29 protein-coding genes are annotated in these 24,657 nt (G+C 41.1%); 13 read left to right on the top strand and 16 right to left on the bottom strand.

The genetic code is table 11. The features are described 5' to 3' along the window. A partial coding sequence (locus IF202_RS00705) for a hypothetical protein (protein WP_456238036.1) occupies nt 1-732 on the bottom strand: 732 nt, incomplete at its 3' end. A gap of 257 nt (nt 733-989) precedes the next feature. Between IF202_RS00705 and IF202_RS00700 the strand changes: the two genes are divergently transcribed. Continuing rightward, nucleotides 990-1,157, top strand: a complete 168-nt coding sequence (locus IF202_RS00700) for a type II toxin-antitoxin system ParD family antitoxin (protein WP_206705333.1) — start codon at nt 990-992, stop codon at nt 1,155-1,157. A 177-nt stretch (nt 1,158-1,334) separates the two neighbouring features. On the opposite strand, the gene IF202_RS00695 is transcribed toward IF202_RS00700, so the two are convergent. Beyond that, nucleotides 1,335-1,598 (bottom strand): Txe/YoeB family addiction module toxin, encoded by a 264-nt coding sequence (locus IF202_RS00695; RefSeq protein WP_191592955.1) that lies wholly within the window; start codon nt 1,596-1,598, stop codon nt 1,335-1,337. Beyond that, entirely contained in the window at nt 1,595-1,837 is a 243-nt protein-coding gene (locus IF202_RS00690; protein WP_191592954.1) for a type II toxin-antitoxin system Phd/YefM family antitoxin, read from the bottom strand. Before IF202_RS00690 ends, IF202_RS00695 begins: the two co-directional genes overlap by 4 nt. Nucleotides 1,838-2,056: 219 nt before the next feature. On the opposite strand from IF202_RS00690, the gene IF202_RS00685 reads away from it, so the two are divergent. Together IF202_RS00685 and IF202_RS00680 are read left to right on the top strand one after the other, a co-directional pair. Then, nucleotides 2,057-2,341 carry a type II toxin-antitoxin system RelB/DinJ family antitoxin gene (locus IF202_RS00685; protein WP_191592953.1) on the top strand — a complete coding sequence of 95 codons (285 nt, stop codon included), beginning with the start codon at nt 2,057-2,059 and terminating at the stop codon, nt 2,339-2,341. Continuing rightward, complete coding sequence (locus IF202_RS00680; protein ID WP_191592952.1) at nt 2,338-2,616, top strand: type II toxin-antitoxin system RelE/ParE family toxin; 279 nt, start codon at nt 2,338-2,340, stop codon at nt 2,614-2,616. The genes IF202_RS00685 and IF202_RS00680 overlap by 4 nt, the downstream gene beginning before the upstream one ends. 203 nt (nt 2,617-2,819) lie before the next feature. Here IF202_RS00680 and fghA read toward each other — a convergent pair whose 3' ends face one another. Together fghA and IF202_RS00670 are read right to left on the bottom strand one after the other, a co-directional pair. Continuing rightward, entirely contained in the window at nt 2,820-3,671 is an 852-nt protein-coding gene (fghA, locus tag IF202_RS00675) for an S-formylglutathione hydrolase (RefSeq protein WP_191592951.1), read from the bottom strand. 76 nt (nt 3,672-3,747) lie between these two features. Further along, nucleotides 3,748-4,863: an S-(hydroxymethyl)glutathione dehydrogenase/class III alcohol dehydrogenase gene (locus IF202_RS00670; RefSeq protein WP_191592950.1), complete on the bottom strand. Its 1,116-nt coding sequence runs from the start codon at nt 4,861-4,863 to the stop codon at nt 3,748-3,750. Between the two features lie 180 nt (nt 4,864-5,043). On the opposite strand from IF202_RS00670, the gene IF202_RS00665 reads away from it, so the two are divergent. From IF202_RS00665 to IF202_RS00655, 3 genes are read left to right on the top strand one after another with little or no spacing between them, the layout of a single operon-like run. Next, complete coding sequence (locus IF202_RS00665; protein WP_191592949.1) at nt 5,044-5,934, top strand: LysR family transcriptional regulator; 891 nt, start codon at nt 5,044-5,046, stop codon at nt 5,932-5,934. A gap of 53 nt (nt 5,935-5,987) precedes the next feature. Continuing rightward, a complete protein-coding gene (locus IF202_RS00660; RefSeq protein ID WP_191592948.1) occupies nt 5,988-6,251 on the top strand; it encodes a DUF3820 family protein in 264 nt (87 codons plus the stop codon). A gap of 38 nt (nt 6,252-6,289) precedes the next feature. Next, complete coding sequence (locus IF202_RS00655; protein WP_191592947.1) at nt 6,290-6,745, top strand: GNAT family N-acetyltransferase; 456 nt, start codon at nt 6,290-6,292, stop codon at nt 6,743-6,745. Between the two features lie 82 nt (nt 6,746-6,827). On the opposite strand, the gene IF202_RS00650 is transcribed toward IF202_RS00655, so the two are convergent. From IF202_RS00650 to IF202_RS00630, 5 genes are all read right to left on the bottom strand, one after another. Next, nucleotides 6,828-8,204 carry a class II fumarate hydratase gene (locus IF202_RS00650; RefSeq protein ID WP_191592946.1) on the bottom strand — a complete coding sequence of 459 codons (1,377 nt, stop codon included), beginning with the start codon at nt 8,202-8,204 and terminating at the stop codon, nt 6,828-6,830. Nucleotides 8,205-8,219: 15 nt separating this feature from the next. After that, the gene (locus IF202_RS00645) at nt 8,220-8,576 is read right to left on the bottom strand and encodes a hypothetical protein (RefSeq protein ID WP_191592945.1); all 357 of its coding nucleotides are present in this window, start codon (nt 8,574-8,576) and stop codon (nt 8,220-8,222) included. Between the two features lie 258 nt (nt 8,577-8,834). Beyond that, nucleotides 8,835-9,314, bottom strand: a complete 480-nt coding sequence (locus IF202_RS00640) for an FKBP-type peptidyl-prolyl cis-trans isomerase (protein WP_191592944.1) — start codon at nt 9,312-9,314, stop codon at nt 8,835-8,837. A gap of 101 nt (nt 9,315-9,415) precedes the next feature. Beyond that, a complete protein-coding gene (locus tag IF202_RS00635; protein ID WP_191592943.1) occupies nt 9,416-10,003 on the bottom strand; it encodes a DUF1439 domain-containing protein in 588 nt (195 codons plus the stop codon). Beyond that, nucleotides 10,003-10,878 carry a mechanosensitive ion channel family protein gene (locus IF202_RS00630; protein ID WP_191592942.1) on the bottom strand — a complete coding sequence of 292 codons (876 nt, stop codon included), beginning with the start codon at nt 10,876-10,878 and terminating at the stop codon, nt 10,003-10,005. Before IF202_RS00630 ends, IF202_RS00635 begins: the two co-directional genes overlap by 1 nt. 215 nt (nt 10,879-11,093) lie before the next feature. On the opposite strand from IF202_RS00630, the gene IF202_RS00625 reads away from it, so the two are divergent. The 3 genes from IF202_RS00625 (at nt 11,094) to IF202_RS00615 (ending at nt 14,897) form a co-directional block, all read left to right on the top strand. After that, nucleotides 11,094-11,525: a YebG family protein gene (locus IF202_RS00625; protein ID WP_191592941.1), complete on the top strand. Its 432-nt coding sequence runs from the start codon at nt 11,094-11,096 to the stop codon at nt 11,523-11,525. A gap of 130 nt (nt 11,526-11,655) precedes the next feature. Further along, on the top strand, nt 11,656-13,491 hold the full coding sequence (locus tag IF202_RS00620) for an ABC transporter ATP-binding protein (protein WP_191592940.1): 1,836 nt from the start codon (nt 11,656-11,658) through the stop codon (nt 13,489-13,491). 50 nt (nt 13,492-13,541) lie between these two features. After that, complete coding sequence (locus IF202_RS00615; protein WP_235963151.1) at nt 13,542-14,897, top strand: multicopper oxidase family protein; 1,356 nt, start codon at nt 13,542-13,544, stop codon at nt 14,895-14,897. 120 nt (nt 14,898-15,017) lie between these two features. On the opposite strand, the gene IF202_RS00610 is transcribed toward IF202_RS00615, so the two are convergent. Together IF202_RS00610 and IF202_RS00605 are read right to left on the bottom strand one after the other, a co-directional pair. Next, on the bottom strand, nt 15,018-15,338 hold the full coding sequence (locus IF202_RS00610) for a DUF6172 family protein (RefSeq protein WP_191592939.1): 321 nt from the start codon (nt 15,336-15,338) through the stop codon (nt 15,018-15,020). 119 nt (nt 15,339-15,457) lie between these two features. Beyond that, on the bottom strand, nt 15,458-16,528 hold the full coding sequence (locus IF202_RS00605; RefSeq protein WP_191592938.1) for a zinc-binding metallopeptidase family protein: 1,071 nt from the start codon (nt 16,526-16,528) through the stop codon (nt 15,458-15,460). Nucleotides 16,529-16,696: 168 nt separating this feature from the next. Here IF202_RS00605 and IF202_RS00600 point away from each other — a divergent pair, with 168 nt between their 5' ends. The 3 genes from IF202_RS00600 to IF202_RS00590 all read left to right on the top strand — a co-directional run bounded on the left by IF202_RS00600 (nt 16,697) and on the right by IF202_RS00590 (nt 19,894). Further along, on the top strand, nt 16,697-17,707 hold the full coding sequence (locus tag IF202_RS00600; protein WP_191592937.1) for a LacI family DNA-binding transcriptional regulator: 1,011 nt from the start codon (nt 16,697-16,699) through the stop codon (nt 17,705-17,707). Between the two features lie 230 nt (nt 17,708-17,937). Continuing rightward, a complete protein-coding gene (locus IF202_RS00595) occupies nt 17,938-18,897 on the top strand; it encodes a sugar kinase (protein ID WP_191592936.1) in 960 nt (319 codons plus the stop codon). A 22-nt stretch (nt 18,898-18,919) separates the two neighbouring features. Continuing rightward, nucleotides 18,920-19,894, top strand: a complete 975-nt coding sequence (locus IF202_RS00590) for a 2-hydroxyacid dehydrogenase (RefSeq protein ID WP_191592935.1) — start codon at nt 18,920-18,922, stop codon at nt 19,892-19,894. A gap of 21 nt (nt 19,895-19,915) precedes the next feature. Here the strand turns inward: IF202_RS00590 and IF202_RS00585 are convergent, their stop codons facing one another. Next, nucleotides 19,916-20,830 carry a LysR family transcriptional regulator gene (locus IF202_RS00585; protein WP_191592934.1) on the bottom strand — a complete coding sequence of 305 codons (915 nt, stop codon included), beginning with the start codon at nt 20,828-20,830 and terminating at the stop codon, nt 19,916-19,918. Nucleotides 20,831-20,966: 136 nt separating this feature from the next. On the opposite strand from IF202_RS00585, the gene IF202_RS00580 reads away from it, so the two are divergent. Further along, nucleotides 20,967-22,115: an alpha-hydroxy acid oxidase gene (locus tag IF202_RS00580; protein WP_191592933.1), complete on the top strand. Its 1,149-nt coding sequence runs from the start codon at nt 20,967-20,969 to the stop codon at nt 22,113-22,115. Nucleotides 22,116-22,190: 75 nt separating this feature from the next. Here the strand turns inward: IF202_RS00580 and IF202_RS00575 are convergent, their stop codons facing one another. Genes IF202_RS00575 through IF202_RS00565 form a run of 3 tightly spaced genes read right to left on the bottom strand, consistent with a single transcriptional unit; the run spans nt 22,191 to nt 24,598 of the window. Further along, nucleotides 22,191-23,417, bottom strand: coding sequence for a winged helix-turn-helix domain-containing protein (locus tag IF202_RS00575; RefSeq protein WP_191592932.1), 1,227 nt, complete (start codon nt 23,415-23,417; stop codon nt 22,191-22,193). After that, a complete protein-coding gene (locus IF202_RS00570; RefSeq protein WP_191592931.1) occupies nt 23,417-23,770 on the bottom strand; it encodes a GFA family protein in 354 nt (117 codons plus the stop codon). Before IF202_RS00570 ends, IF202_RS00575 begins: the two co-directional genes overlap by 1 nt. A gap of 54 nt (nt 23,771-23,824) precedes the next feature. Then, entirely contained in the window at nt 23,825-24,598 is a 774-nt protein-coding gene (locus tag IF202_RS00565) for an MFS transporter (RefSeq protein WP_235963150.1), read from the bottom strand. Between the last annotated feature and the right edge of the window lie 59 nt (nt 24,599-24,657).

The following is a 24,657-nucleotide window of genomic DNA, read 5'->3' as shown; positions in this document are numbered from 1 at the left end:
AGACACAGAGACTAAAGAGCGAAAATAGCCAGTAGGAATACGAGATTCGGCAAATAGACCACTTTCAGTAAAAAAACATGATACGTGTTCGGAATCTGTAATTGCATCAATCATACCGTTTAAAATAGTTGTTTTGCCACAACCATTACGCCCGATGAAGGCATGAATATTTGTACTTGGAACTGAGCCCACTTTAACCTTAAACGAAATTTTCAAGTCACAAAATCCGCCTAATCCCTGTCTTACAAAACTAAAATCAAAATCTGATAGTTCGGTAAGGCCGTTTAATACTCTAGTGAACTGGCCATGTACATCGGATAATGTTACCCCACGAAAGAGAGATGTATTTAATACTTCTTCATCTTCAATATCTTTTAATTTTTCAGGTTTATAAACAATATCTTCTAATGCAGTTAAGATGTGCTGTTTTAACTCAGGGAGCAACTTATTTAAATTTTTATAATATTCTGTATCAGTCCCTAATGAAAAGTACTGATCATTTAAAAACGAGAAGCCTTTGCCCATTGTTGTATATGTACTTTTCTCAGTAGTTTGACCTTTAAAAGCGATTTTTACATCGCCAATTTTATGCTCTATACCGTCTTTATCAAAAACTGTTAGATAAAAAAGAGTTCTAAAAGAGTAGTCATTCCAATTATCCGCACTTAAATATGCTGTATTTACAGAAACAGGAGGTGGTCGCCCATAATTATCTAAAACTATAAAATTCACTTCTACATCTCCCATAAAACATATTTAAAACTAACACTATCCCTTGTATCTGTTTCATATTCTCGCTCTAAATCGAGTCTGTCAATTTAATATCCACAACAAGCCGAATACTTTAAGTCCGCTCTTATTAGTCTAAACACCAACCTAGGTGTGAAGTAAGGGTCAAAGCCTTAAATTAATACCTTTCTTATTCTTTTGACTTTTCATAAAGCTTATCCCAAAGTCCCGTATATATTGGTATGTTTGAGGTGGAACTAGTGCATACAGTTTTGAGAAAACTAGAAGACAAAGAAAGTAAGCTTAAAACCTTACGCTCTCTGATAAAAGAAGGACGTGTGAGTGGCACAGTAAAATACAGTTACGATGATTTAATGAAAGAACTTGATGACCAACTTGCTAAACAAAAAAATTCAGGCCTGAAGTAAGGCTAATCCCAAAAGCGAGGTCAAACGATAGTGTCGAGCGGTGGGGTTTGCCTTGCTTCGAGCATCATAGAATCTGAACTCAGGGTCAAAGCCCTTTTTGATTAAGGGTTTCCGTGTTGCAAGTTATGAGGATCTAAAAGGGGTTCGACCCTTTGGTTATACATTCCTGATAAAACGTTATTCGTAGTGTGTCCATAATCGTAGAACTTTGATGACTTTTTCTGTTTCTAAGACTTGGTAGACAAGTCGGTATTGTATGTTGATTCTGCGTGAATACGCGCCCGAAAGGTCGCCAATAAGGGCTTCAAATGGCGGTGGTTTTTTGAAGGGGTTCTCAGACAGTAAATTGAGTAGCTCTTGGGCTTTTGATTTTAGTCCGCTTGATGCTAGTTTTTTAGCATCCTTCTGAGCCTGCTTTGTGTATACCAACTTCCATGTCACCAGTCTAACTCCTCATCACATTCACTAACTGGGGCGTCCATACCCTCACGAATTGATTCACGCATGTTTGGCACTGACAATAAATACAGCGTTTCTTGGATAGCGGACCAATCTTCTTCCGATATTAAAACGGCATTGTTACGCTTGCCCGAAATCCTAATTGGCTCATGAGACTCAGCGGTCTCATCAATCAATCTATATAAATTTCCGCGGGCTTCTGTTGCTGTTATGCCAGCCATGACAAACCTCAAAACTGTTTAATTAGTGAACGCATTGTACGCTTCGAAAAACGTTCGTCAATACGTACGCTTTGTGAGCTCAGGGTCAAAGCCCTTTTTAATGCTGCAAGACTTAAGGGTCAAAAAGGGGTTCGACCCTTTGTATTATATTGTTTGCTAGTTGCCCATCACAAAATCGAGTGCTAACATTTGTGCACACAATTAAGAAAAGGATGCATCATGGACACTAGAATTCAATTTCGTGTTGATGAGGAAACAAAACGCCTCGCTCAACAAATGACTGAAAGCCGAGGCCGCACACTGAGTGATGCTTGTCGTGAGCTTACTGAGCAATTAGCTGAACAACAAAGAAAAAAGCTATCTCACGATGTATGGCTAACTGAACAAGTAAATCTAGCATTTGAGAAGTTCGACTCTGGAAAAACAGCTTTCGTTGAACACCAAACAGCTAAATCTCGAATGGAAGAGCGCAAAGCCAACATCCGAAATCGGGGTAAGCAATGATTTTATGGGAAGAAGAGTCACTCAATGATCGTGAAAAGATCTTTGAGTTTCTCTATGATTTCAACCCTGATGTAGCAGAGAGAACTGACGACCTAATTGAAGCAAAAGTAGAAAACTTGCTAGAACAGCCTCTCATGGGCGTACAACGAGATGCCATTCGTGGGCGGTTGCTCATTATTCCTGAGGTTTCGATGATCGTTTCTTATTGGGTTGAAGACGGCATCATCCGAATTATGCGCGTGCTCCACCAGAAACAACAATTCCCTATAGCTTGATACTTATTGAGCCTTTTCTATAAAGCAAAACGGATTATTTGTAGTGTGTCCATAATCGTAGGACTTTGATGACTTTGTCTGTTTCTAAGACTTGGTAAACAAGGCGGCGTTGTATGTTAGCAAAAGGAGTTCGACCCTTCGGGTTGGCAATAAAAAAGCGAACCGAAGCTCGCTTTTGAATACTTTTATCTAGATCTGAATTTTTAACCTAGCGCTTTAGAATGATGCTCTAAATGCTCGTCAATAAAACTTGAGATGAAGAAGTAGCTGTGGTCGTAGCCCGGTTGGCGACGAAGTGTAATCGGATGACCGACCTTTTCACATGCAGCTTCTAACGCTTCTGGTTTTAGCTGTTCCACTAGGAAGTTGTCTGCTTCGCCTTGGTCGATGAATAAAGGCAGACGTTCCGCGCTTTCTCCTAAACTTTCCACCAAGTTTTCCACTAAGTAAGTCGCGTCCCATTCGTTCCAAGTCGCTTTGTCTTCACCTAAATAACCCGTGAAGGCTTTTTCGCCCCAAGGACAATTGGTTGGATTGACGATGGGCGCAAAGGCAGAAACCGACTGGTATTTACCCGGATTCTTCAAGGCACAAATCAAAGCACCGTGTCCGCCCATGGAATGGCCAGAAACAGAACGCTTGTCTGTCACAGGAAAATTCGCTTCCACCAAATGCGGTAATTCTTGCACCACATAATCGTACATGTGGTACGTATTAGCATATGGTGCAACCGTCGCGTTTACGTAGAAACCAGCACCAGAACCGAAGTCGTAACTTTCACGTTCGTTCGGGTAATCCGTTCCGCGTGGGCTGGTATCTGGACAAACAATCGCCAAACCTAGCTCCGCCGCTTTACGAAAAGCGCCCGCTTTCTGCATGAAGTTTTCATCGGTGCAAGTTAAGCCAGACAACCAATACAAAACAGGAACGCTTTGTGTTTCTGCTTGTGGCGGCAAGTAAATCGCAAACGTCATTTCACCTTTTACCGACAAACTTTCATGACGGTAGCGTTTCAGCCAACCGCCATGACTTTTCGTGCTGGATAATAGTTCCATATTCCTACCCTTAATTTAATGCTACAAAACCTTTTCATGACGTAGCGAACACAGCAGTCATGCACAGGTTTTCCGATTATTTATCGAAAAGAATGACAGTACGAATACTCTTACCTTCGTGCATCAAATCGAACGCTTTGTTGATGTCTTCCAAGCCCATTGTATGAGTGACGAATGGGTCGATTTCGATTTTTCCGTTCATGTAATCTTCTACGTAACCTGGTAATTGGCTGCGGCCTTTTACGCCACCAAATGCCGAACCTTTCCAGACTCGACCAGTCACTAACTGGAATGGACGAGTGGAGATTTCTTGTCCTGCGCCCGCCACACCGATGATGATGGATTCGCCCCAACCTTTGTGACAACACTCAAGCGCTGAACGCATAAGGTCTACGTTACCGATACATTCGAACGAGTAATCTACGCCGCCGTCTGTCATATCGACAACGACTTGCTGAATTGGTGCGTCGAATTTTTTCGGGTTGATGCAATCTGTCGCGCCGAATTGTTTCGCCATTTCAAATTTAGATTCGTTGATATCGATGGCAATAATACGACCTGCGCCAGCCATGCGTGCGCCTTGGATAACCGACAAACCAATGCCGCCTAAACCAAAGACAGCAACGGTTGCGCCTTTTTCTACTTTCGCTGTATTCAATACCGCGCCAATACCCGTTGTGATACCACAACCTAGTAGACAGACTTTTTCTAGCGGTGCATCAACATGAATTTTCGCAAGCGACACTTCCGCTACGACGCTGTATTCAGAAAAAGTAGAGGTGCCCATGTAATGGAAAATTGGCTGACCATTGATGCTGAAACGGCTGGTTCCGTCTGGCATAAGGCCCTTGCCTTGAGTTTCGCGAACCGCTTGGCAAAGGTTGGTTTTGCCAGACAAACAGAATTTACATTCCTTACATTCTGCTGTGTAAAGCGGAATAACATGGTCGCCTACGGCAAGTGACGTAACCCCTTCACCGATGGCTTCAACGATACCTGCGCCTTCATGGCCTAGGATCGCTGGGAAAATGCCTTCTGGATCTTCACCAGACAAAGTAAAGGCGTCCGTGTGACAAACACCCGTTGCCACCATGCGAACCAATACTTCGCCAGCTTGTGGATCTTGTACATCTACTTCTTCAATTTTAAGTGGTTGGCCTGGGCCCCAAGCAACAGCTGCTTTACATTTCATTGTCTTCTCCAAAAAATGTTTTAAATAATAGAGTTCATTAACTGTCTTTAGTTTAGCGTCAAATGATTAAGGCGATAATCTCTATTTTGGAAAATGATTATTGCCATATAGCAATAATCATAATTAAAAGTGAGAATTTACGATAGAATAAAGCCCTGATTGACAGGAAGAGTAAACACGATGAAAAATTGGGAAGCGATGGAAGCCTTCATTGAAGTCGTTCGTCAGGGCAGTTTTTCCGCCGCGGCGATAAAGCTTAGCGTATCAGCATCGCATATTAGTCGTTTAGTGACTCAACTCGAAACTGAGCTTGGAGCCACACTCCTTTTTCGTACAACAAGACGTATTCGCTTAAGTGATGCGGGTGAGTTGTATTATCAGCACTGCCGAGACCTGCCAGAAGCATTAGGTAGTGCAGAAGAAGCTATTTCCACCTTGAATCAAGCCCCCATTGGCAACTTCAAAATGACCTGTGCAACAACCTTTGGCGAACGTTATATTGCCCCGCTGATGAACGATTTTTTACTGAATCACCCTAAAATAGAACTAGATTTTCACCTCACTAATCGCGCAGTAGATTTAATAGAGGAAGGTTACGACCTTGCTATACGTATGGGCGCCATGAAAGATTCCAGTCACTTATCTCGCCGATTGTGTGACCGAGAAGAGTTTCTTTGTGCTTCCCGTGAATACATTGATCAGCATGGTATGCCACACACCTTGGCAGAGCTAAGCAAGCATAAATGTTTAATTGGATCGAACAATCATTGGCTGTTCCAACAAGATGGACAACGCAAAGAAGTGAAAATCAACAGCCAATGGCGCAGTAACTCTGGTACGGCTTTGCTTGATGCGGTTCGAAAAGGTTTGGGCATTGCACAGCTGCCGGACTATTACGTCAGGGACGACCTCGCCAGTGGCAAATTAATCGCGCTATTACCTCAATATCAATACCCTTATAGCGGTGTTTGGTTGGTTTATCCTAAGGTACGTCAGCCGTCACCTAAACTACAGAGTATCTGTGATTTTTTGATTCAAAGTTTTCAAAACGATTCACCATTTGCCAAATAGTCTGCTTATGGTTAAATAACGCATTCATTCCTATTGTTACACAAGAAGAAGCCATGTTTTCCCAAGAAGATCTTATTCAACTCGCACGTCAAACTATGCCCTTTGGCAAATACAATGGCCGAGTTCTAATTGACTTACCTGAAGAGTATTTACTGTGGTTTTCCCACAAAGGTTGGCCAACAGGTAACTTAGGTAAGTGGTTGCAACTAGCACTGGAAATCAAGATTAATGGATTAGAGAGCTTGATTGACCCATTACGTGAACCATCAAAAGAGAAAGTAGAGAAAAGCAAAGTCAGCATTCGTTTTGACAACTGATTTTATCAAAAACGATTAAGTAACAGGTAATTCAGAGCATGAACATTCGAATAGACGATTTAAACGGCCCAGAAATTAAACAACTTCTAACCGAACATTTAGAAGATATGTATGCCGTATCGCCAGCAGAATGTGTATTTGCATTGGATTTAGCAGCGTTAAAAAAACCTGATATTACTTTTTGGACTGTGTGGGAAGAAGATCAACTACTCGGCTGCGCAGCGCTTAAATGTCTAGACTCACAACATGGTGAAATAAAATCGATGCGAACCACCAGCGCCGCTCGAAAAAAAGGTGTCGCGTCCACCTTGCTCCAATACATTCTTAAAGAAGCAAAGCAAAAAGGCATGTGTAATGTGAGCTTAGAAACAGGAAGCGTCGAGTTCTTCGCACCTGCTAGAAAACTCTACGCAAAAAATGGTTTTGAAGAATGTGGCCCTTTTGCAGACTATGCATTAGATCCATTTAGCGTATTTATGACAAAAGCGCTATAGGTAAAATAAATAAGCCAGCGCGGAGGCTGGCTTATTACATTATTTGATAAGGGAAAAATCAGATAGTTTTTCTATGATGACATTACAATCCACCATGAGTTAGCTTCGCTGGATCCAGTAATCCCAACAGCTTTTCTCGGCTTAATTCCGTTTCTTCTTCAGCTACATCCACAACGGGACGTCCATCCTTGTACGCTTTTTTAGCAATTTCTGCGGCTTTTGCATAACCAATAATAGGATTGAGTGCGGTCACCAAGATTGGGTTGCGATGCAAAGCTTCATTCAGCTTTGTTTCATTCACTGTAAGCGTTTCAATCGCACTGTCTGCCAATAATTGACCACTATTTGCCAATAGCTTAATACTGCTTAGTAAGTTCTTTGCGATCATGGGTAACATTACGTTCAACTCGAAATTACCTGACTGTCCACCAATGGTAATTGCCGCATCATTACCTATAACTTGCGCCGCAACCATAGCAGTCGCTTCAGGAATCACGGGATTAACTTTGCCCGGCATGATTGAAGAACCTGGCTGTAAAGCCTGTAAGGTAATTTCACCAAGCCCAGCTAAAGGCCCTGAATTCATCCAGCGCAAATCATTGGCGATTTTCATGTAGGTCACTGCCACCGCTTTAAGCTGACCTGATAAGGCGACAGCGGTGTCTTGTGAACCAATAAGCGCAAAGAAGTTTTTCCCTGGTACAAAGTCTACCTTGGTAAGGTTAGACAATTCTTTGGCAAACAAAGCTGCAAATTCTGTGTGTGCGTTAATGCCTGTGCCTACCGCCGTGCCACCCTGTGCTAGTTGCATGGTTTTGCTTTGCATATAGGTTAAGTTATCAATGTTGTCTTGCAGTTGCGCAGCCCAAGCATAGAAGGTTTGATCTAAACGAACTGGCATGGCATCCATTAAATGCGTTCGCCCTGTTTTGGTATAACCTGCCAACGCATCACCTTTGGCGATAATGGTCGCTTTTAAATTTTGTAAGGCTGGTAATAAATGTCCAGTAAGTTCTAATGTCGCGCTAACGTGTATAGCACTGGGAATAACGTCATTGCTACTCTGCCCATAATTTACATGATCGTTCGGATTGACTGGTGCATCATGATAAGCCTTAGCAACGCTGGCAATCACTTCATTCGCGTTCATATTTGAGCTAGTACCAGACCCTGTTTGGAACACATCTACTGGAAAGTGTTGCATAAGATCATCGCCATTGAGCAACTCATCACAGGCATTCTGAATAGCGTTAGACAATTCTGGCGTTAAGCATTCTAACGTTTCGTTAGCGCGTGCAGCCGCCGCTTTAATCAAAATTAGAGAGCGAATAAAGGCTTCTGGTAGCGGCTCTCCACTGATAGGGAAGTTGTTAATGGCTCTTTGTGTTTGAGCGCCATACAGTGCTTTTTCTGGCACATCCAATTCGCCCATACTGTCTTTTTCGATACGCATTTTCATTATTAAACTGTGTCCTTATCGCTCAAAAGAGGAAATAAAATAGTGACTCAAGGTACGTAGGTTGTGTTCCATTTTGAAGTAGTTCCGCGCATCTTGATAAGTGACAATTAGTCGCTTAAGTTGAGACAAAGGTAAATACACCTTATCCAAACAAGTTTGACGCCAATGAGGTGCAAGGTTGGTATCACATACTGTGTCTAATAAAACATTAAAAACACGCTGATGTAATAGTGCTGCGTCAGTGATACTCAAACGTTCAGCATATTCTTCTGTTAACTTTAAATAATGATAGAGCACTTCTGGCGAATCTGCGCATTGCCCTCCTTGAATGGTTTGTTCAAGTACTGAGAATGGCACCAAATAGCGAGTCATTGCTTTCCCCTTGATAGAATACAAATGATAACTATTATCAATATGTACGCGAATGACGATTCTGTCAAGTTGGTTGATAACGATTCTTATTAATTAATGGATATTTACATCTCTAGGTGATTTAAATCAAAAAAACCATCCAGCTATCGCCTTTGTATCTAAAAACGCAAAAGCCCCTGCTACAGCATCGGTAACAGGGGCTTTCAAGATGAACACAATATTAGGCGTTCAGTGAAACGTGTTCAGTTAATAATAAACCTAGTGCTGATGACCGCCAACACCATGGGAATGGCCATGGGACACTTCATCACTCGTTGCATCACGAACATCAACAATCTCAATATTAAATGTTAGATCTTTACCCGCCAACGGATGATTCACATCTACCATAGCGTGCTTTAAGCCAGCCTTAACAATCGTAACTTGACGCATACCTTTGTCTGTTTTTACCATAGCAACCATGCCCGGTTTCCAGCGTTTTGCACCTTGTAAGTGCTTGATTGGCATTTGCTGTGTGCTGTCTTCATGACGTTCACCATACGCATCAGCACAAGCAACAGTTACTTCAAATTCAGCGCCAACATCTTTCCCTTCCATTTCTTTTTCAAGACCAGGGACAATATTGCTATGACCGTGAAGATAGGCAGCGGGTTCACCACCAGCAGAAGTTTCAAGCAATTCTTCTCCTTGACGTAATGTGTAATGAAACTGAACAACTTGATTCTCTGCAATAGGCATATTATTTCCTTTTTTAAATTCTATGGTTAAGCATTACCGCTCAATTTATTGCGGCATTATAGAGACTGTATTAGACGTTGCAAATCTATCTACAAAAGCATTTAGAAAACCGAGAGCTCTAGTGAATCCTCTCGGATAGTAATGTCCTTAACTAAAGATGCAGCGGCCTTTTCAAAGGGGGAATGATCCAATACATAAATGGGATGTATATCAAAGTATTCAACAAGTGATTTTTCTAGATCTCCATGCAAAGAGCCTAATGTAGAACGCAGCATTTGATCGCCAAACGAAGAACCTTGCACTTCAATTTTAGTGATTTGAGGGGCAACCAGATAAAGACGATCTTCTTCAATACGAACACCAGATTGGAATGATGGTTTCACAACTGTGGTTAGTGTAAAGCTCTGACCGAAAGCGGTTAATGTTCCTTCCAAATCACTGACCAAATCGACCAAAACCAGCCCACCATCTCGCTCAGTAAAGTCAATATTCGCTTCGGTTACCAATAAATTTAAATTTAATGTATTCCCGCCTTCTAATGTCAAAAGAACATTGTTCTGATTTTTCTGTTCGAGTCGTTTCGCGACTTCTAAATTTACTTCTTCTTCACTGACCAAAAAACTATTGCAGCCAGTTAACAACAATGAAAGAAGTAACAATGCCAGCGTATTAAACCTAAGAAAACGCATTATATGTCTGCCTTATTTTTTCCATGAAGCTCACTGCGCTTTTCATACCAAAAATGCATAAAATCCTCAGTTACTTTTTGTTCAATAACAACAGCCTCTTCCGTTGGACAAAACAAGGACACGGTAAACACATTAAAGCCTTCTACCGTCGTTGTAATTCGGACACGAGGTTCTGGCCCTGAAATATTAATATCCAAACGTTTTTCAATTAAGCTGTTATAACGAATTGCCACTTCATGAAAATGCTCACTGTATTCACGTATTTTTTCGAGTATTTCCTCTTTAATAGAAAACAGATTTACATCGTCACATTGACGTGAAATCGAAAAACTATGGGTTACATAACGGCGCATATAATTAAGGTTTTGTACTGTATGGACTAATAACACACTATTTGGGACAACCGTAGTTCGTCCAGTATAGGCATAAGTCCCACCTTTTAAATCGACTTCAAACAAGGTAGTTGAAAGCCAATCGCTGTCTGTTACTTCACCTTCGTAATTAGCAATACGTATCCAATCACCGACTTGATAAGGCCGAGTGCTCGCACGATAAAACGCGCCTACAATACAGGCGATAAACTCTTTTGTCGCAATAACCAGTGCCACCATGAAGGCCGCAATAGAAATGGCAATATTTTGTAGCTCAGACGACCAAATAAGGACTAAGCCGACCACTAGCAAAAGATTATAAATATTATCAAGAGCGTTAATTCTTTGGCGTTTTTTATCTTGCTCAAGACTTTCTTGAGAGCGAATTGCATGCTCGGTGTAACGTCGAACAATATAAAAAAGCAGAAACCACGCTACTGTTAGCACAATTTCAAAATGATCTGTAATGATAGAAAAATCTAAATGGGATAAATCAATCGACATAAAACGGCATCCTTCGTCAAGACCGCCACTTTAGCATTATTCCCTCTTCCAACAAATAAAAGCACTTAGGAAGATTTTAATAATCAGCTTTTATAAAGGCACAAAGGTAAGAGGCCTTATTAATACCTCTCCTCAACAACTAATAATTAAAAACACTAGACAATCAATAAAAAACTACTGTACATTTATACAGTATTATTTTCACGAGGTGGATTATGCCTGTAATTATTAAATATGTTGTAGAACGCGATGGTATTGAAAAAATGACCTTTATTTCAAAAGCGGAAGCCGATGCATATGACAAACTATTAGACACAGCTGAAGCGCTGTATTCGATATTGGATCAAAGTGATTTGGTAGGTGATGACAAGCAAAAAGAGACGCTTTCTATGTATCTTGCAGAGAATAAGGAGTCTTTGTTAGATATTTTAGGCCCTAAAAAGAAAACACCATCAAAACCTAAAAAAATCACTCATCAAGAAACAGAAACAAGTTCTCAACTTGAGCTTGCGGATGCAGCACAGAAAAAACCGTTAGAAGATTTAATCATAGAGCCAGACGAAGACATGACCTATGAAGAAGAGGAAACAACAGTGCTATTCGATCAAGACGAAACCAACGACTTTATTGAAAGTGATGCTGCCTAGTGCAGCATCTTTTCCCTCAAAAACATGGCAATATTGATAAAGTATAGCCAAACAAAAACAATCCAAGAACATTCCTCCTGACGTATAATGTAAGCATCGAATTCTTATTATTAAATACTAGGGACACTGAATGAAGCCTATTGCATCGCCTAATAATACAGTCGACAAAAATATGTTCGGTGTTTTTCGATATAGCCGACGAGCTATTCATTTAGTTTGGCAAACGTCGCCTGCGTTAACCATAGGTTTGGCGATTGCGACCCTGATCGCAGGGGTATTACCTGCCGCAATGGCATATGTAGGCCAGTTAATTGTAGATGCCGTTCTGGCCGCAATGGACACCTATAAACAAAGCCAAACACTGCATTACCAAACAGCGTTAAACTACGTGGTATTAGAAGGCATATTGGTACTTTTTATTGCCGCTGCTCAGCGAGCGTTGACAGCTCAACAGGCTATTCTTCAAGGGCTATTAGGACAAAAAGTCAATATGCTCATTTTAGAGAAAGCCCAAAGCTTAACGCTTTCTCATTTCGAAGACTCTGAATTCTATGACAAACTAGTACGTGCCCGTCGAGAAGCATCTAGCCGCCCTCTTGCCTTAGTAAATAAAACCTTTGCTTTACTCCAAAACGCTATCTCTTTATCAAGCTTTGCAGTCTTGCTTTGGCACTTTTCTCCTTGGGCTTTGTTGTTATTAGTTTGTGGTGCTTTACCTTCTTTTATTGCCGAGGCCAAATTTTCTGGAGATGCTTTTTTAATGTTCCGATGGCGCTCACCAGAAGTAAGACAACAAAATTATTTGGAGACCTTATTAGCTAGGGAAGACAACATTAAAGAAGTTCGCTTATATCAATTAGGCGATCGCTTTCTTCAACGTTATGCAGAGATTTTCTTCAAACTATTTAAGGAGAGTAAAAGGCTCATTTTACGCAGAGAAAGTTGGGGCTTTATTTTAGGCGTTATCAGTACCTTAGTATTTTACGGGGCCTATGGTTGGATTGTCAGCGACACTATTATCGGCGCTATCACCTTAGGTCAAATGACCATGTATTTACTACTCTTCAAACAAGGGCAAAGTTCAGTTTCTGCGTCGCTCACAGCCATTAGTGGTATGTATGAAGACAACTTATATTTATCCAACCTTTATGAATATCTTGAACAAGAAATACCTTCTTCTACATCTGGTTTACTAAAGGGGCCAAAACCTGATGATGGCATTCGTTTCGAGGGCGTTACATTCCAATATCCTGGTAGCGAAAAACCTGCGTTATCCAATATTAACCTTCATATTCGCCTTGGTAACAGCCTCGCTATTGTTGGCGAGAATGGTTCAGGTAAAACGACACTGATCAAATTATTAACGCGCCTTTATAACCCTACCCAAGGACGTATTTTATTAGACGGTTTAGACCTATTAGCATGGGACGAAACTGCATTATTAAAACGTGTGGGGGTTATTTTTCAAGATTTTGTTCGTTATCAGTTTATTGTCGGTGAAAACATTGGTGCTGGCGATAATGATAGATTTCATGATGAAGAAGGTTGGCATAAGGCCGCCGAGCTAGGAAAAGCCACAGACTTTATCGATGAATTAGATAACGGTTACCAAACACAGCTAGGCCGCTGGTTTAAAGGTGGACAAGAATTGTCTGGTGGGCAATGGCAAAAAATTGCTTTGGCGAGAGCCTTTATGCGAGAAGACGCAGACATCTTAGTGTTGGATGAACCTACTGCCGCGATGGATGCCAAAGCAGAGGCAAACATTTTTCAGCACTTCCAAGAACAAACGAAATCTAAAATGGCGATTCTTATTTCTCATCGCTTCTCCACCGTTCGTCTGGCTCATGAGATTATTGTGATGGAACATGGAGAAATAAAAGAGCGAGGCACTCACGATGAACTCCTTACTCAAAAGGGTCAGTACGCCCATTTATTTGCGTTACAGGCTCAAGGTTACCGCTAGTGTTACTCTTTCCATCATTTACTTCCTATACACCAATGGAGAACAGCGTTTTGAATCGTCGTAATTTTATTAAATCCAGTATGGCTATTGCCATTGTTGGTGCTTTACCTCAATTGATACTGGCTAAACAATCTTCTACCGAATTTGATTATGAACTTATCATAGCGCCAGCAGATGTGAACATCGTGCCGGGCGGCAGCACGCCAGCTTTAAGTTTTAATGGCGGCTATCCTTCTCCTGTGATTCGAGCGAAACAGCATCAACCGGTTCGAATCCGCGTTATCAATCAATTAAAAGAACCGACGACAATCCATTGGCATGGTTTAAGAATTCCTATTGATATGGACGGCGTTCCTTTTCTAAGCCAAATGCCTATTATGCCTGGTGACACTTTTGACTATGAATTCACACCACCAGACGCGGGAACATTCTGGTATCACCCTCATATGAATAGTATTGAACAACTAGGTAAGGGGCTAGTCGGCGCACTGATTGTAGAAGAAGCAGAAAAACCAGATTTCGATGCTGATTTAGTATTGTGTATGAAGAACTGGCACATCAAAGACGATGGCTCTTTTACCGCTCTGACCTCTCCCCAAAATGCATTTCGGATGGGAACACCTGGGCGGATAATGACTATTAATGGAGAAATGCATCCAACATACGATGTGCCAGCTGGCGGTGCTATTCGTATACGTTTTCTGAATGTAGATAACACCTTAGTTTACGACGTAAATTCAACGGATCCTGATGCCCAAATAATTGCTATTGACGGAAATCCAATTGAACAACCAATCACTCTAGAAAATCATTTAATGGCACCAGGGATGCGTCTTGATCTGGGTGTTATGTCGTCTAAAGAAGTAGGCAAAAGTATTACGTTCAAGCACAAGAACAAGCCATTAGTAACCTTGCGATCTGTTGCTAGCACAGCCACATTTCATTCTTTGCCAGCACTGCCTTTAAACCCGATTCCTGAACCAGATTTAAACAATGCTGAAACAATAAAATTTGCTTTTGAGTGGAATGCCAATATCACACCTATTCATAAAGACGGAAAAGTAAATTACAATTTTTGGACCATGAACCGCCGTTCATGGGAAGGCATGTCAAAAGGTAATATTCCTGCGCCTTTGGCTCAATTAGAACGAGGTAAAACCTATCTATTTGAGCTTTCTAATTTAACCCAATATCATCATCCAATTCATATTCATGGTCATACTTTTACTGTTTTAAAATCGAATAAAAAAGCCATCACACCTTTTCATAGCGATACGGTATTATTAGGAAAAAATGAAACGGTTATTGCGGCATTGGTTGCCGATAATCCTGGAAGATGGATGTATCATTGCCACATCATTGAGCACTTAAAAACTGGTTTTATGGGATACGTTGAAGTCAGTTAAAAACTGACTTTACTGGTTTTCTTATTTAATGACATAAAAAAACCAGATCAATTTCCATTAATCTGGTTTTTAAATAGCACGTCTAATAAGTTAAAAACGTCTACATAAATCGTTTTGACTTTATTCGCCTTTAAATAGGCTATCTTCTTCTGGTACTTCGCGCTTAACACGCTGCGTTGCCGTAGCAAGAATTTCTAAGTAAAACTGTGGCCACTCTTGGCTTTCAGCAAAGCTGATTTTATCATTAATTTCTGCAACATGAATAATTTCAGCTGTTTCTGCATTTAAGCCAAACTTACAATCGAAACCCCAAAAATCTGCATAACTCGGCAGCTCTTTATTACGCTCACGTTTTAGATACTTTTTTACGTCGCTCTTTGTTGCTTCAACTAAACGAGGGTAAGCAATTTTTGGGTGAGATAGTACAAATGTCTTTTTCATTAGGGTCCTAAAAAATTGGATGTCAGGAAACAGTCTCAACTGTTCCTATTAACGAGCATAATAACGGATCGCCGCGCTTACAGCTATGAATAAGTGCCTAAGCGCGACAGTCATTCACGCTATTTTAAACGTGCTTGTAATAACTGGTGAATAAAAGCCAATTTAGTTCGTACTGCTGGAACCAAAACAAAAGGATATAAATCTGGCTGCCCCATACCTCGATTAAGATTATTCACGGCAAAGGTTAATGGCATATATTGAGCTAAAATTTCTTCAAAATCATCATGATGATACGGATCAATATTCACCATAGTCGTTAAGCTTTGTCGATTTGGCCCAATAGGTTGAAAACTCATACCCAGATCGCTAGCGGTTTCTAGCGTATCTACGATATGCAGATAATGCGCCCAAGTTTCTGCCCAATCTTCCCAAGGATGAGAGGAGGCATAAACGCTAATAAAGCTGTTTGTCCAATCGGCGTTTGGTTCCTTGTAATGGGCTTCCAAAGCTTTAGCATAATCAAGGTTATCGTCACCAAAAAGAGCACGACAATCAGCAAGTGTTTGATCATCTTTAGCAATTAATTGATCCCAATAATAATGACCAATTTCATGACGAAAGTGCCCTATCACAGTTCGATAGGATTCATTCATGTCTTCTCGCATCTGTTCACGATCTGCATCATTGGCTTCCGACGCATTAATGGTCACTTGGCCTAATGCATGACCAGTCATAGCGTTCGCGTCTTCTGGCACAACGTTATTTTCGGAAATGAAGTCGAATGACAAACCTTTTTCTGGTTCATCGTGTTTACTTTCTAAAGGCAAACCAAGACGCAACAAGGAATACACTAGTCGATGCTTAGCAAACTCTAATTGCTGCCATGCTTGTCGCTCTTCTATTTTACCTAAGTGCGGAATATGACGATTCAAGTCACACGCCATACAAAACGAACTACCGCCCTCTTCTACCATCCAGTTACAAACATGATGTTGGTGGTTCTCACAGTAGTATAAACGCTTAGCGGGAATCGATTTATCAGCCATTGCATACCAAGTGTTGTCCACTGACTTCAATGCGCTGATCGTCAGTTCACTAGGTAAAAAACCTAAGGGCGACATACATTTTTCACAGTGCGTATTTTCAAACAACACCGCTTGACCACATTGCTGACAACTAAAAACTTTCATGTTTTTCCTACCGTTAAAAACGTCGATCAACCAAGGGGGAGTAAAACGCTCAATCACCTTCATGCAATTGCACCGCAATAGGATCATAGTTTAAAGTACAGAAAACACCTACATATATACTCACTTCTCTGGGTCTTTTTCTTTCACTTCAAACATTGAGAAAAAACATTGTCGAATAACAAAAATTTCACCACTATTTCAGACGTTGCTAAGTACGCTAAAGTCGGAAAAACAAGTGTTTCACGCTACCTCAATGGCGAACAAGATAAGTTGTCTAAAGAACTCAGAGAAAAAATTTCCCAGGCAATCGAACATTTAGGCTTTCGTCCAAATCATTCTGCTCGCATGTTACGAGCCGGTCATTCGAAAGTAATCGGCCTTATGTTTGCCGATGTGACTAACCCTTATTCCATTGATGTTTTACAAGGAATTGAGCATGTTTGCCGTCGCGAAGGCTACATGCTGATGGTTTGTAATACAGATAACGAAAAAGAGCTGCAAGACCGATATCTAGAACTATTAGAAAATCACAGAGTCGATGGCATCATAGTCAATACCTCTGGTATGGAAGCGAAGCAAATAGACAATCTTAAAAAGCTGGCGTGTCCACTCGTATTGATAGATAGAACCAATACGTCGCTTGGCTTTGACTCTGTTGGGTTAGACAACGAGGCAGCCGTTACAGAAGCCTGCGAGCATTTAAAATCAAAATCTTACGAAGCCATTTTGGTCATCACAGAGTCGTTAGCGATTGATCTTCGTCAAGTACGAGTCGATGCGATTCAAGCCTTTATCAACAAGAATCCTAAGATGTCATGTGATGTTTTTGAAACAGATAAGGTCAGTAAAGAATCGATAGCCTCAATCATTAATAACTTCGTGCAATCGCATCCAACACGTAAAAAAGCCATTTTCACTACCAATGGTGTCGCAACCATGATCGCTGCAAAAGCACTCAAACAGCTTGATATAAAAGTAGTCCAAGATATTGGTTTAATTGGTATAGATGATCCTGAATGGGTTCAGCTTTTTGAAGGGGGCATTACAGTGATGCGCCAACCAACACGAAAGATAGGAAAAACCGCTTGCGAGCGTTTATTAGCAAGGATAAAGGGCAATGAAGAATCCCCTCAGCATATAAAATTGGTAGCTGAGCTGATTACCCGCCACTCAACCTAAGCCATTCAATTGTATTAATGTGGAGACAGTGTAAGAACATCTTCGACTTTTCGTGGAATCGATTCCATGCTATCTTTATATTATACATTTAGAACATAAATTGAACACTTAATCTGACTTCATCATCGCTAAATATATTTACGTAATATGCTTTTGTCAGTATCAAAAAATAGCGACAAAAATGAAATCGGAATATTACTTTCCAAAATAATTGTAAGGAATAGAACATAATGCAAACGAATCAAGCACACTCCTTTGTCACACTAGGCGAAGCAATGGGATTATTTGTTGCTAAAACACCAGGTAACCTAGCGGATGTGGAAGAATTTAGCCGTTTTTTAGCGGGCGCTGAAGTCAATGTTGCTATTGGTATGGCACGCCTTGGATTTGAATCAAGCTACGTGAGCAAAGTTGGCAAAGATTGCCTTGGTGAATACATTCGAAAAGCCATCAGCAAAGAAAACATTTTAACTAATTCGATCTCTGAAACAGCGGAATACCCTACTGGTTTCATGATGAAAACCAGCCAAACAGATGGCAGTGATCCCGCGGTTGAATACTTTCGCCGTAACTCAGCAGCATCAACATTAAATGCAAAGGATATTGATCCTAGTTTATTTAAAGCAGGTACTCACCTACATCTAACGGGTGTTGCTGCCGCCGTTTCTAGTTCTATGCGAGAAGCTATTTTTCAAGCACTAGAGTACGCAAAAGCTCAAGGCTGCAGCATCACATTTGATACAAACCTACGCCCAACATTATGGCCTGATCAAGAAACCATGATCAAAACCGTCAATGAATTGGCGTTTGCCAGTGACATCGTTTTACCTGGTGTAGAGGAAGGTAAAATTCTTATTGGTACTGAAGAGCCTGAAGCTATTGCCGATTTCTACCTTAAAAATGGCGCTAAAACCGTTATTGTTAAACTAGGCAGTGCAGGCGCTTACTACAAAACATCCGACGGTGAATCTGGCACAGTGGCAGGCTTCCCAGTTGCTAAAGTAGTGGATACAGTTGGTGCGGGTGATAGTTTTGCTGCTGGTGTTATTTCTGCATTACTTGATGGTAAATCGGTTGCTGAAGCAGCGAAGCGTGGCAACTTATTTGGCTCATTAGCCGTACAGGTTCGTGGTGACAGTGAAAGTTTGCCAACTCGCACGGCACTAGCTAAATTAGAAGGATCGAACTAAAACATAATAAAAGAAAAATACGATGAAAAAAGTCCTTCTGTATAAGAAAATTCCTGAACATGCACTTGCAACACTGAAAGCGCATTTTGATGTTAGCTATTTTGAAAAAATAGATGACACCAACAAAATTGAATTTTTTTCAGCTCTTGCTGAAACAGAGGGCTTAATCGGCTCTAGTGTCGATATGAGTCCAGAAATTTTAGACAAAGCCTCCAAACTAAAAGCTGCGTCTACTATTTCTGTTGGAACCGACCAATACGATCTTAATTATTTGGCAAACAGAAAAATTCCATTGATGCACACCCCAGGTGTTCTCAATGAAACAACTGCCGACACTATTTTCACTCTCATTATGTGTACTGCTCGTCGAGCGATAGAATTGTCTAACATGGTTCGCGAAGGACGCTGGACGAAAAGCATTGGTGAAGACCATTTCGGGACGGATATTCATGGCAAGACTTTAGGCATCATTGGCATGGGCCGTATTGGTTATGCCATTGCAAAACGCGCTCATCTCGGTTTTGATATGAACATCCAGTACAGTAATCGCAGCCAAAAACCTGACGCAGAGCGAGACTTCAACGCCACCTACATGGATATGGCGTCGCTACTCAAAACGTCTGATTTTGTTTGTGTTATGGCACCGTTAACAGCAGAAACGGAAGGTTTAATTGGCAAGGCAGAATTTGCCATGATGAAGCAAAGCGCTATTTTCATTAACGGATCCCGCGGTAAAGTCATTGATGAATCTGCTTTAATAGATGCGTTAGAAAATGGCGTCATTCGTGCTGCTGGATTAGACGTCTTTGACGTTGAGCCATTACCTGCAAGTTCACCTTTGTGCAAAATGGACAATGCCGTTGTGTTCCCACACATTGGTTCCGCTACAGCCGAAACTCGCTTAGCCATGGTGACGTGCGCGGTAGATAACTTGATCAATGCCTTAAATGGCGATATTTCTAAAAATTGCGCGAACTACCATCTTTTAGAAAAATAATTGTTTCTGTAGTCCAGAACGTCAAAAATATTCTCTCTTATTTTGATACGCCTGCTTAATGTGCTCTATGAGTAACTTTAACTTTTCAGGTAGATACTTTGTAAAAGGATAAATCGCATAGACACCCAGCTGCCTTGGTTGGTAATCCGTTAGAATGGCCTGCAAACTTCCTTTCTGTAAATCCTCATAAACACAACAACGCGGCACATAAACAATACCAAAACCCGCTAACGCCGCTTTTCGCAATGCTTGAGCATTATTGGTCGCCAAACTGCCACTAATGCGAACGCTCTCTTCTATCGAATCTTTACCTATCTCATTCTTAACGAAGCGCCAATCAAACGAGCCTTGCGCCTGATAGGTATAAGCCAGGCAGTTATGCTCTTTGAGTGCATCAAGACTCGCCGCTTCACCATATTTTTCAATGTAACTTGTTGAACAACACACAACCCAATTCGATTGAATTAACGGCTTAGCAATCAAACTAGAGTCTTCCAACTTGCCCGTTCGAACCGCCAGATCTAATCCTTCTTCAAGCAAATTAACAAAGTCGTTTTCAAGGCGCATATCAACTGTGATATTGGGATACATTTGACAAAACTCAGCAATGGCTTCTGCCAGTAACAACTCTCCCGATATGGTTGGCACCGAAATTTTTATGTTTCCGCTCAGTCCATGACTAAAAGCCGAGACCGACGCGATGGCATCGCTGACTTGGCCTTCTATATTTTTAGCATGGATATAAAGATTTTCGCCTGCTTCCGTTAGGTTGAGTCGCCTTGTCGTACGATGAATCAGTTGCACGCCAAGATCTTGCTCAAGACGACTGATTCTTTTGCTCAAAGCCGGTGTAGACAGCTCAGCAAGTTGAGCCGCCTTATTAAAAGAGCCCGTATCGGATACATAAACAAAAAGGGTTAAATCTGCTGAATTCAATTTGTTATCTCTTTTTCATTAAGACGTTTTAGGAAAGAGTTTATTATTTTGTGTTGTATTTATTATAAATCAAACTCGGACTATAGTAGTGACTGGATTCATAAAATGATCAACTAAAAAAATAAAGGACACAATGATGCGACTAAAAGACTGTCATAATTTTCACGACTTTCGGATCTTGGCCAAGAAACGCTTACCCAGCCCGATCTTTAATTACATTGACGGTGGCTCTGACGATGAATCCACTTACCGCCGTAACACCGCCGCCTTTGAGACATGTGACCTTGTACCAAGTGTATTAACAGGCGTTAAAGATGTAGACCTTTCTGTCACTATTATGGGCCAAAAACTAGACATGCCGGTTTACTGCTCTCCGACAGCTTTACAGCGCTTATTTCATCACGACGGTGAACGTGCAGTTGCTGGCGCAGCGGAAAAATACGGCACCATGTTTGGTGTATCTTCTCTTGGTACCGTCAGCATGGAAGAGATAGCTAAACAAACGAACACGCCTCAGGTTTATCAGTTTTACTTCCATAAAGACCGCGAATTAAACCGCGCCATGATGCAACGAGCAAAAGACGCAGGCGTACAAGTCATGATGTTAACGGTCGATTCCATCACCGGCGGCAACCGTGAACGAGACCTGCGAACAGGGTTTTCTATCCCTTTTAAATTGAATTTGAAAGGCATGCTGCAATTTGTATTGAAACCTATGTGGGGCATTAACTACGTCACTCACGAAGCTTTCAGCTTGCCGCAACTGGATGAACACGTTGATATGGGCAATGGCGCAACATCAATTGGTGACTACTTTACCAACATGCTTGATCCTTCGATGAACTGGGATGACGTGGCAGAAATGGTGAAATTCTGGGACGGACAGTTTTGTTTGAAAGGCATCATGAGCAGAGAAGATGCTCGTAAAGCCGTGGAAATTGGCTGTACTGGCGTGATTATATCTAACCACGGCGGACGTCAGCTAGATGGTTCACGTAGTTCGTTTGATCAGCTAGCAGAAATTGTCGATGAAGTGGGCGATGAAATTGATGTCATCTTCGACAGCGGCGTCCAGCGCGGCACCCATGTTTTGAAAGCCTTATCACTTGGCGCAAAAGCCGTTGGTATCGGAAGAATGTATCTTTATCCTCTTGCCGCCGCAGGTCAACCAGGTGTAGAAAGAGCATTAGGATTAATGAAATCAGAACTCGAACGAGACATGAAATTGATGGGGAAAACCTCTATTGATCAACTATCTAAAGAAAACTTACGCTTTAGATTTTAAATAATAGACAAGAAATATCAATCAACTAATACGGAGTCAGAAGAAGTAAAACAACTTACCATTTCTTCTGACTATTTAATCTAGCGCTTCTAATGCGTTTCTCAGAGGTAATATAAGAGTTCTTGGAGAAGCATTCGTTAGTGATACAAAGTCACATTGCTGAAATTGTCGAAAGGATTCAATGGCATCAGCAAAGGCGCTAATAATCTGGGCATCATCAAAACCATGTTGCTTAATAGTTGATTCTAAATGCAGAAATTTGATTTCTAAGCGACGTTCTTTTCGGTAAGCTTTACAGTCCATGCGGCCAATAAATTCTCCACGAAAAAGAAGTGGCAAAGAAAAATAACCATACTGACGTTTGGCTTCTGGTACATAACATTCAATTTGATAGTCATATTGAAATAAGCTCCTGAGTCGATCACGCTGTATGACACTGTTATCGAATGGCGATAATATTGACAAGCGATTGCTCAAATTAGGGAGTCGACGATCAAAGGCATCAGCTTCTATAAAAAAGATATCTCCGTTATTAAGCTGTACAGATTCTAATAAACCTTGCGCTAAACGCTCATTAACCAAACCCTTCATTGTGTTGCGCAATTCAGTATTTCGTCGTAGATACGTCAAACTTTTTAAAGACACTAATCCATAACAACGAAGTTGCTGATCAAGCATATGCTGCGCTAATTCTTCGGTATCCGGCACGCTTGTATTAATGTGGGAAGGGAGTACTCGTTCGGTCAAATCATAGCTTTTTTGAAAACCAGCACGATCACACACCATCAAGTCACCTTCCATGTACAACTGTTCTAGCGCTTTTTTTGCGGGTTTCCAATCCCACCACCCTGCACGATTATTCACTTTCGTTTCGACGTCTCTGGAACGTAATGGCCCCTCTAGACGAACTCTTTCTAGAAGCTCTGCCATCAGTTTTTTATCAGGGTTTTTATTCCAATGCGTTTGGCCACTTTTGATTGCATGTTTATAAGGTAAGAAAAAACGAAAGTCATCGATTGGTAGGAACGCCGCCGCATGTGACCAATATTCGAAGACATCACCATCGAGCAACATTTGATTCGTCATCGCGGGATCGAACTTAGGCACTCTAGAGTGAAGCACATGGTGGTGTGCTCGTTCCACTACCGAAATGGTATCGATTTGCACATAACCTAAATGATTCACGGCGTTACGCGCGCCAACTAAACCTCGTCCGAAAGGCTGCGCCTGTAATAACCCTTGTGAGGCCAGTGCAAGTCGACGTAAACGCATCAAATCTTGTGAGTTTTTAATCTCAATCATTATTTCATTCCAGCGCCGACAGTGGCACGAACCGGAATTCCTGTAGGGTCAAACCCTTCCAAGCAGAAAACATTAATACCCAGATTATCAGGTGTGACACGCTTTCGATGAAATGGGTAAACGCCGCATTTATTGCAAAAGAAATGACGCGCTGTATTGGTATGAAATTGATATTCAGAAAGAGACTCTTCGCCCTTCAATAACGTGAAATTACTTTCATGTACTTTCACCATCAAAGCATTTTTACGAAGACAAATAGAACAGTCACAAGTCGTCAATTCGGGGAAATCACTTTTGATTTTGAACTGAATTTCACCACAATGACAACTGCCTAAGTATTCTTTTTCCATCATATTAATTTCTCCTTTTGATTAACCACTAAAGTCAAATCACACTAGCATAAACATTCATAAAGTAGCTTCTTCATTCAACCTAATTTTTCGCAATAAGATAATCACGACAACAAGCCCGATAACACTAAGCAAAGCACCAGTAAAACCAATATTGTCCAACCCAATAGTGTGGATAACCTGACCACCGATCAAAGCGCCAGCGCCTATTCCAAGATTAATAATGCCAGAGTACAAAGACATAATAATGTCGGACGCGGTTTCATCTACCTTCAAAACTCGAATTTGCATGCTGAGGGCAATAATCATAAGAGACGCTCCCCAAAACAAAACACTGGCGATTAACCAATAGGTACTTTCGACAACAAACAACAAAGCAGCCATAGAACAAGACATCACAATAACGCCTACAACCAGCATCAAACTGCTCGACTTTTCGCCAAAGAAACTGAACAAAATACTGCCAAAGATCCCAGCACCACCAAAAAGTAATAATATCAATGTAGTGAAACTACCAGTGATTAATCCTATCTCGGCTAGGAATGGTTCAATATAGCTATAAGCTGTGTAATGGGCAGCGAATATCAGGAAAATAAACAAATACATAGTGAGCAACAGGCGATTGCCCAACACCTCTGTCACTTTACTCAAAGAACCTGAAAACAAACTCGGTAAATTTGGAAGTAAACGATACAGAGCCAACATAATAATAAACGCGGTGATGGCGATAAGAGCAAACGTCGTACGCCAGCCAAAATACTGTCCGATTATGCGTCCTACAGGCACGCCCAATACCATGGCGAGCCCAGTTCCTGTGGCTAATACACTCAAGAAAAATGTCTATCGACAAATAAAAACGATGCCATTTTAAAATACACAAGGACCCTTTA

The organism is Marinomonas colpomeniae (assembly GCF_014803385.1).
Classification (GTDB): Bacteria; Pseudomonadota; Gammaproteobacteria; order Pseudomonadales; family Marinomonadaceae; genus Marinomonas; species Marinomonas colpomeniae.
The sequence above is the reverse complement of the archived record's forward strand: the minus strand, read 5'-3'. Positions and strand labels throughout refer to the sequence as shown.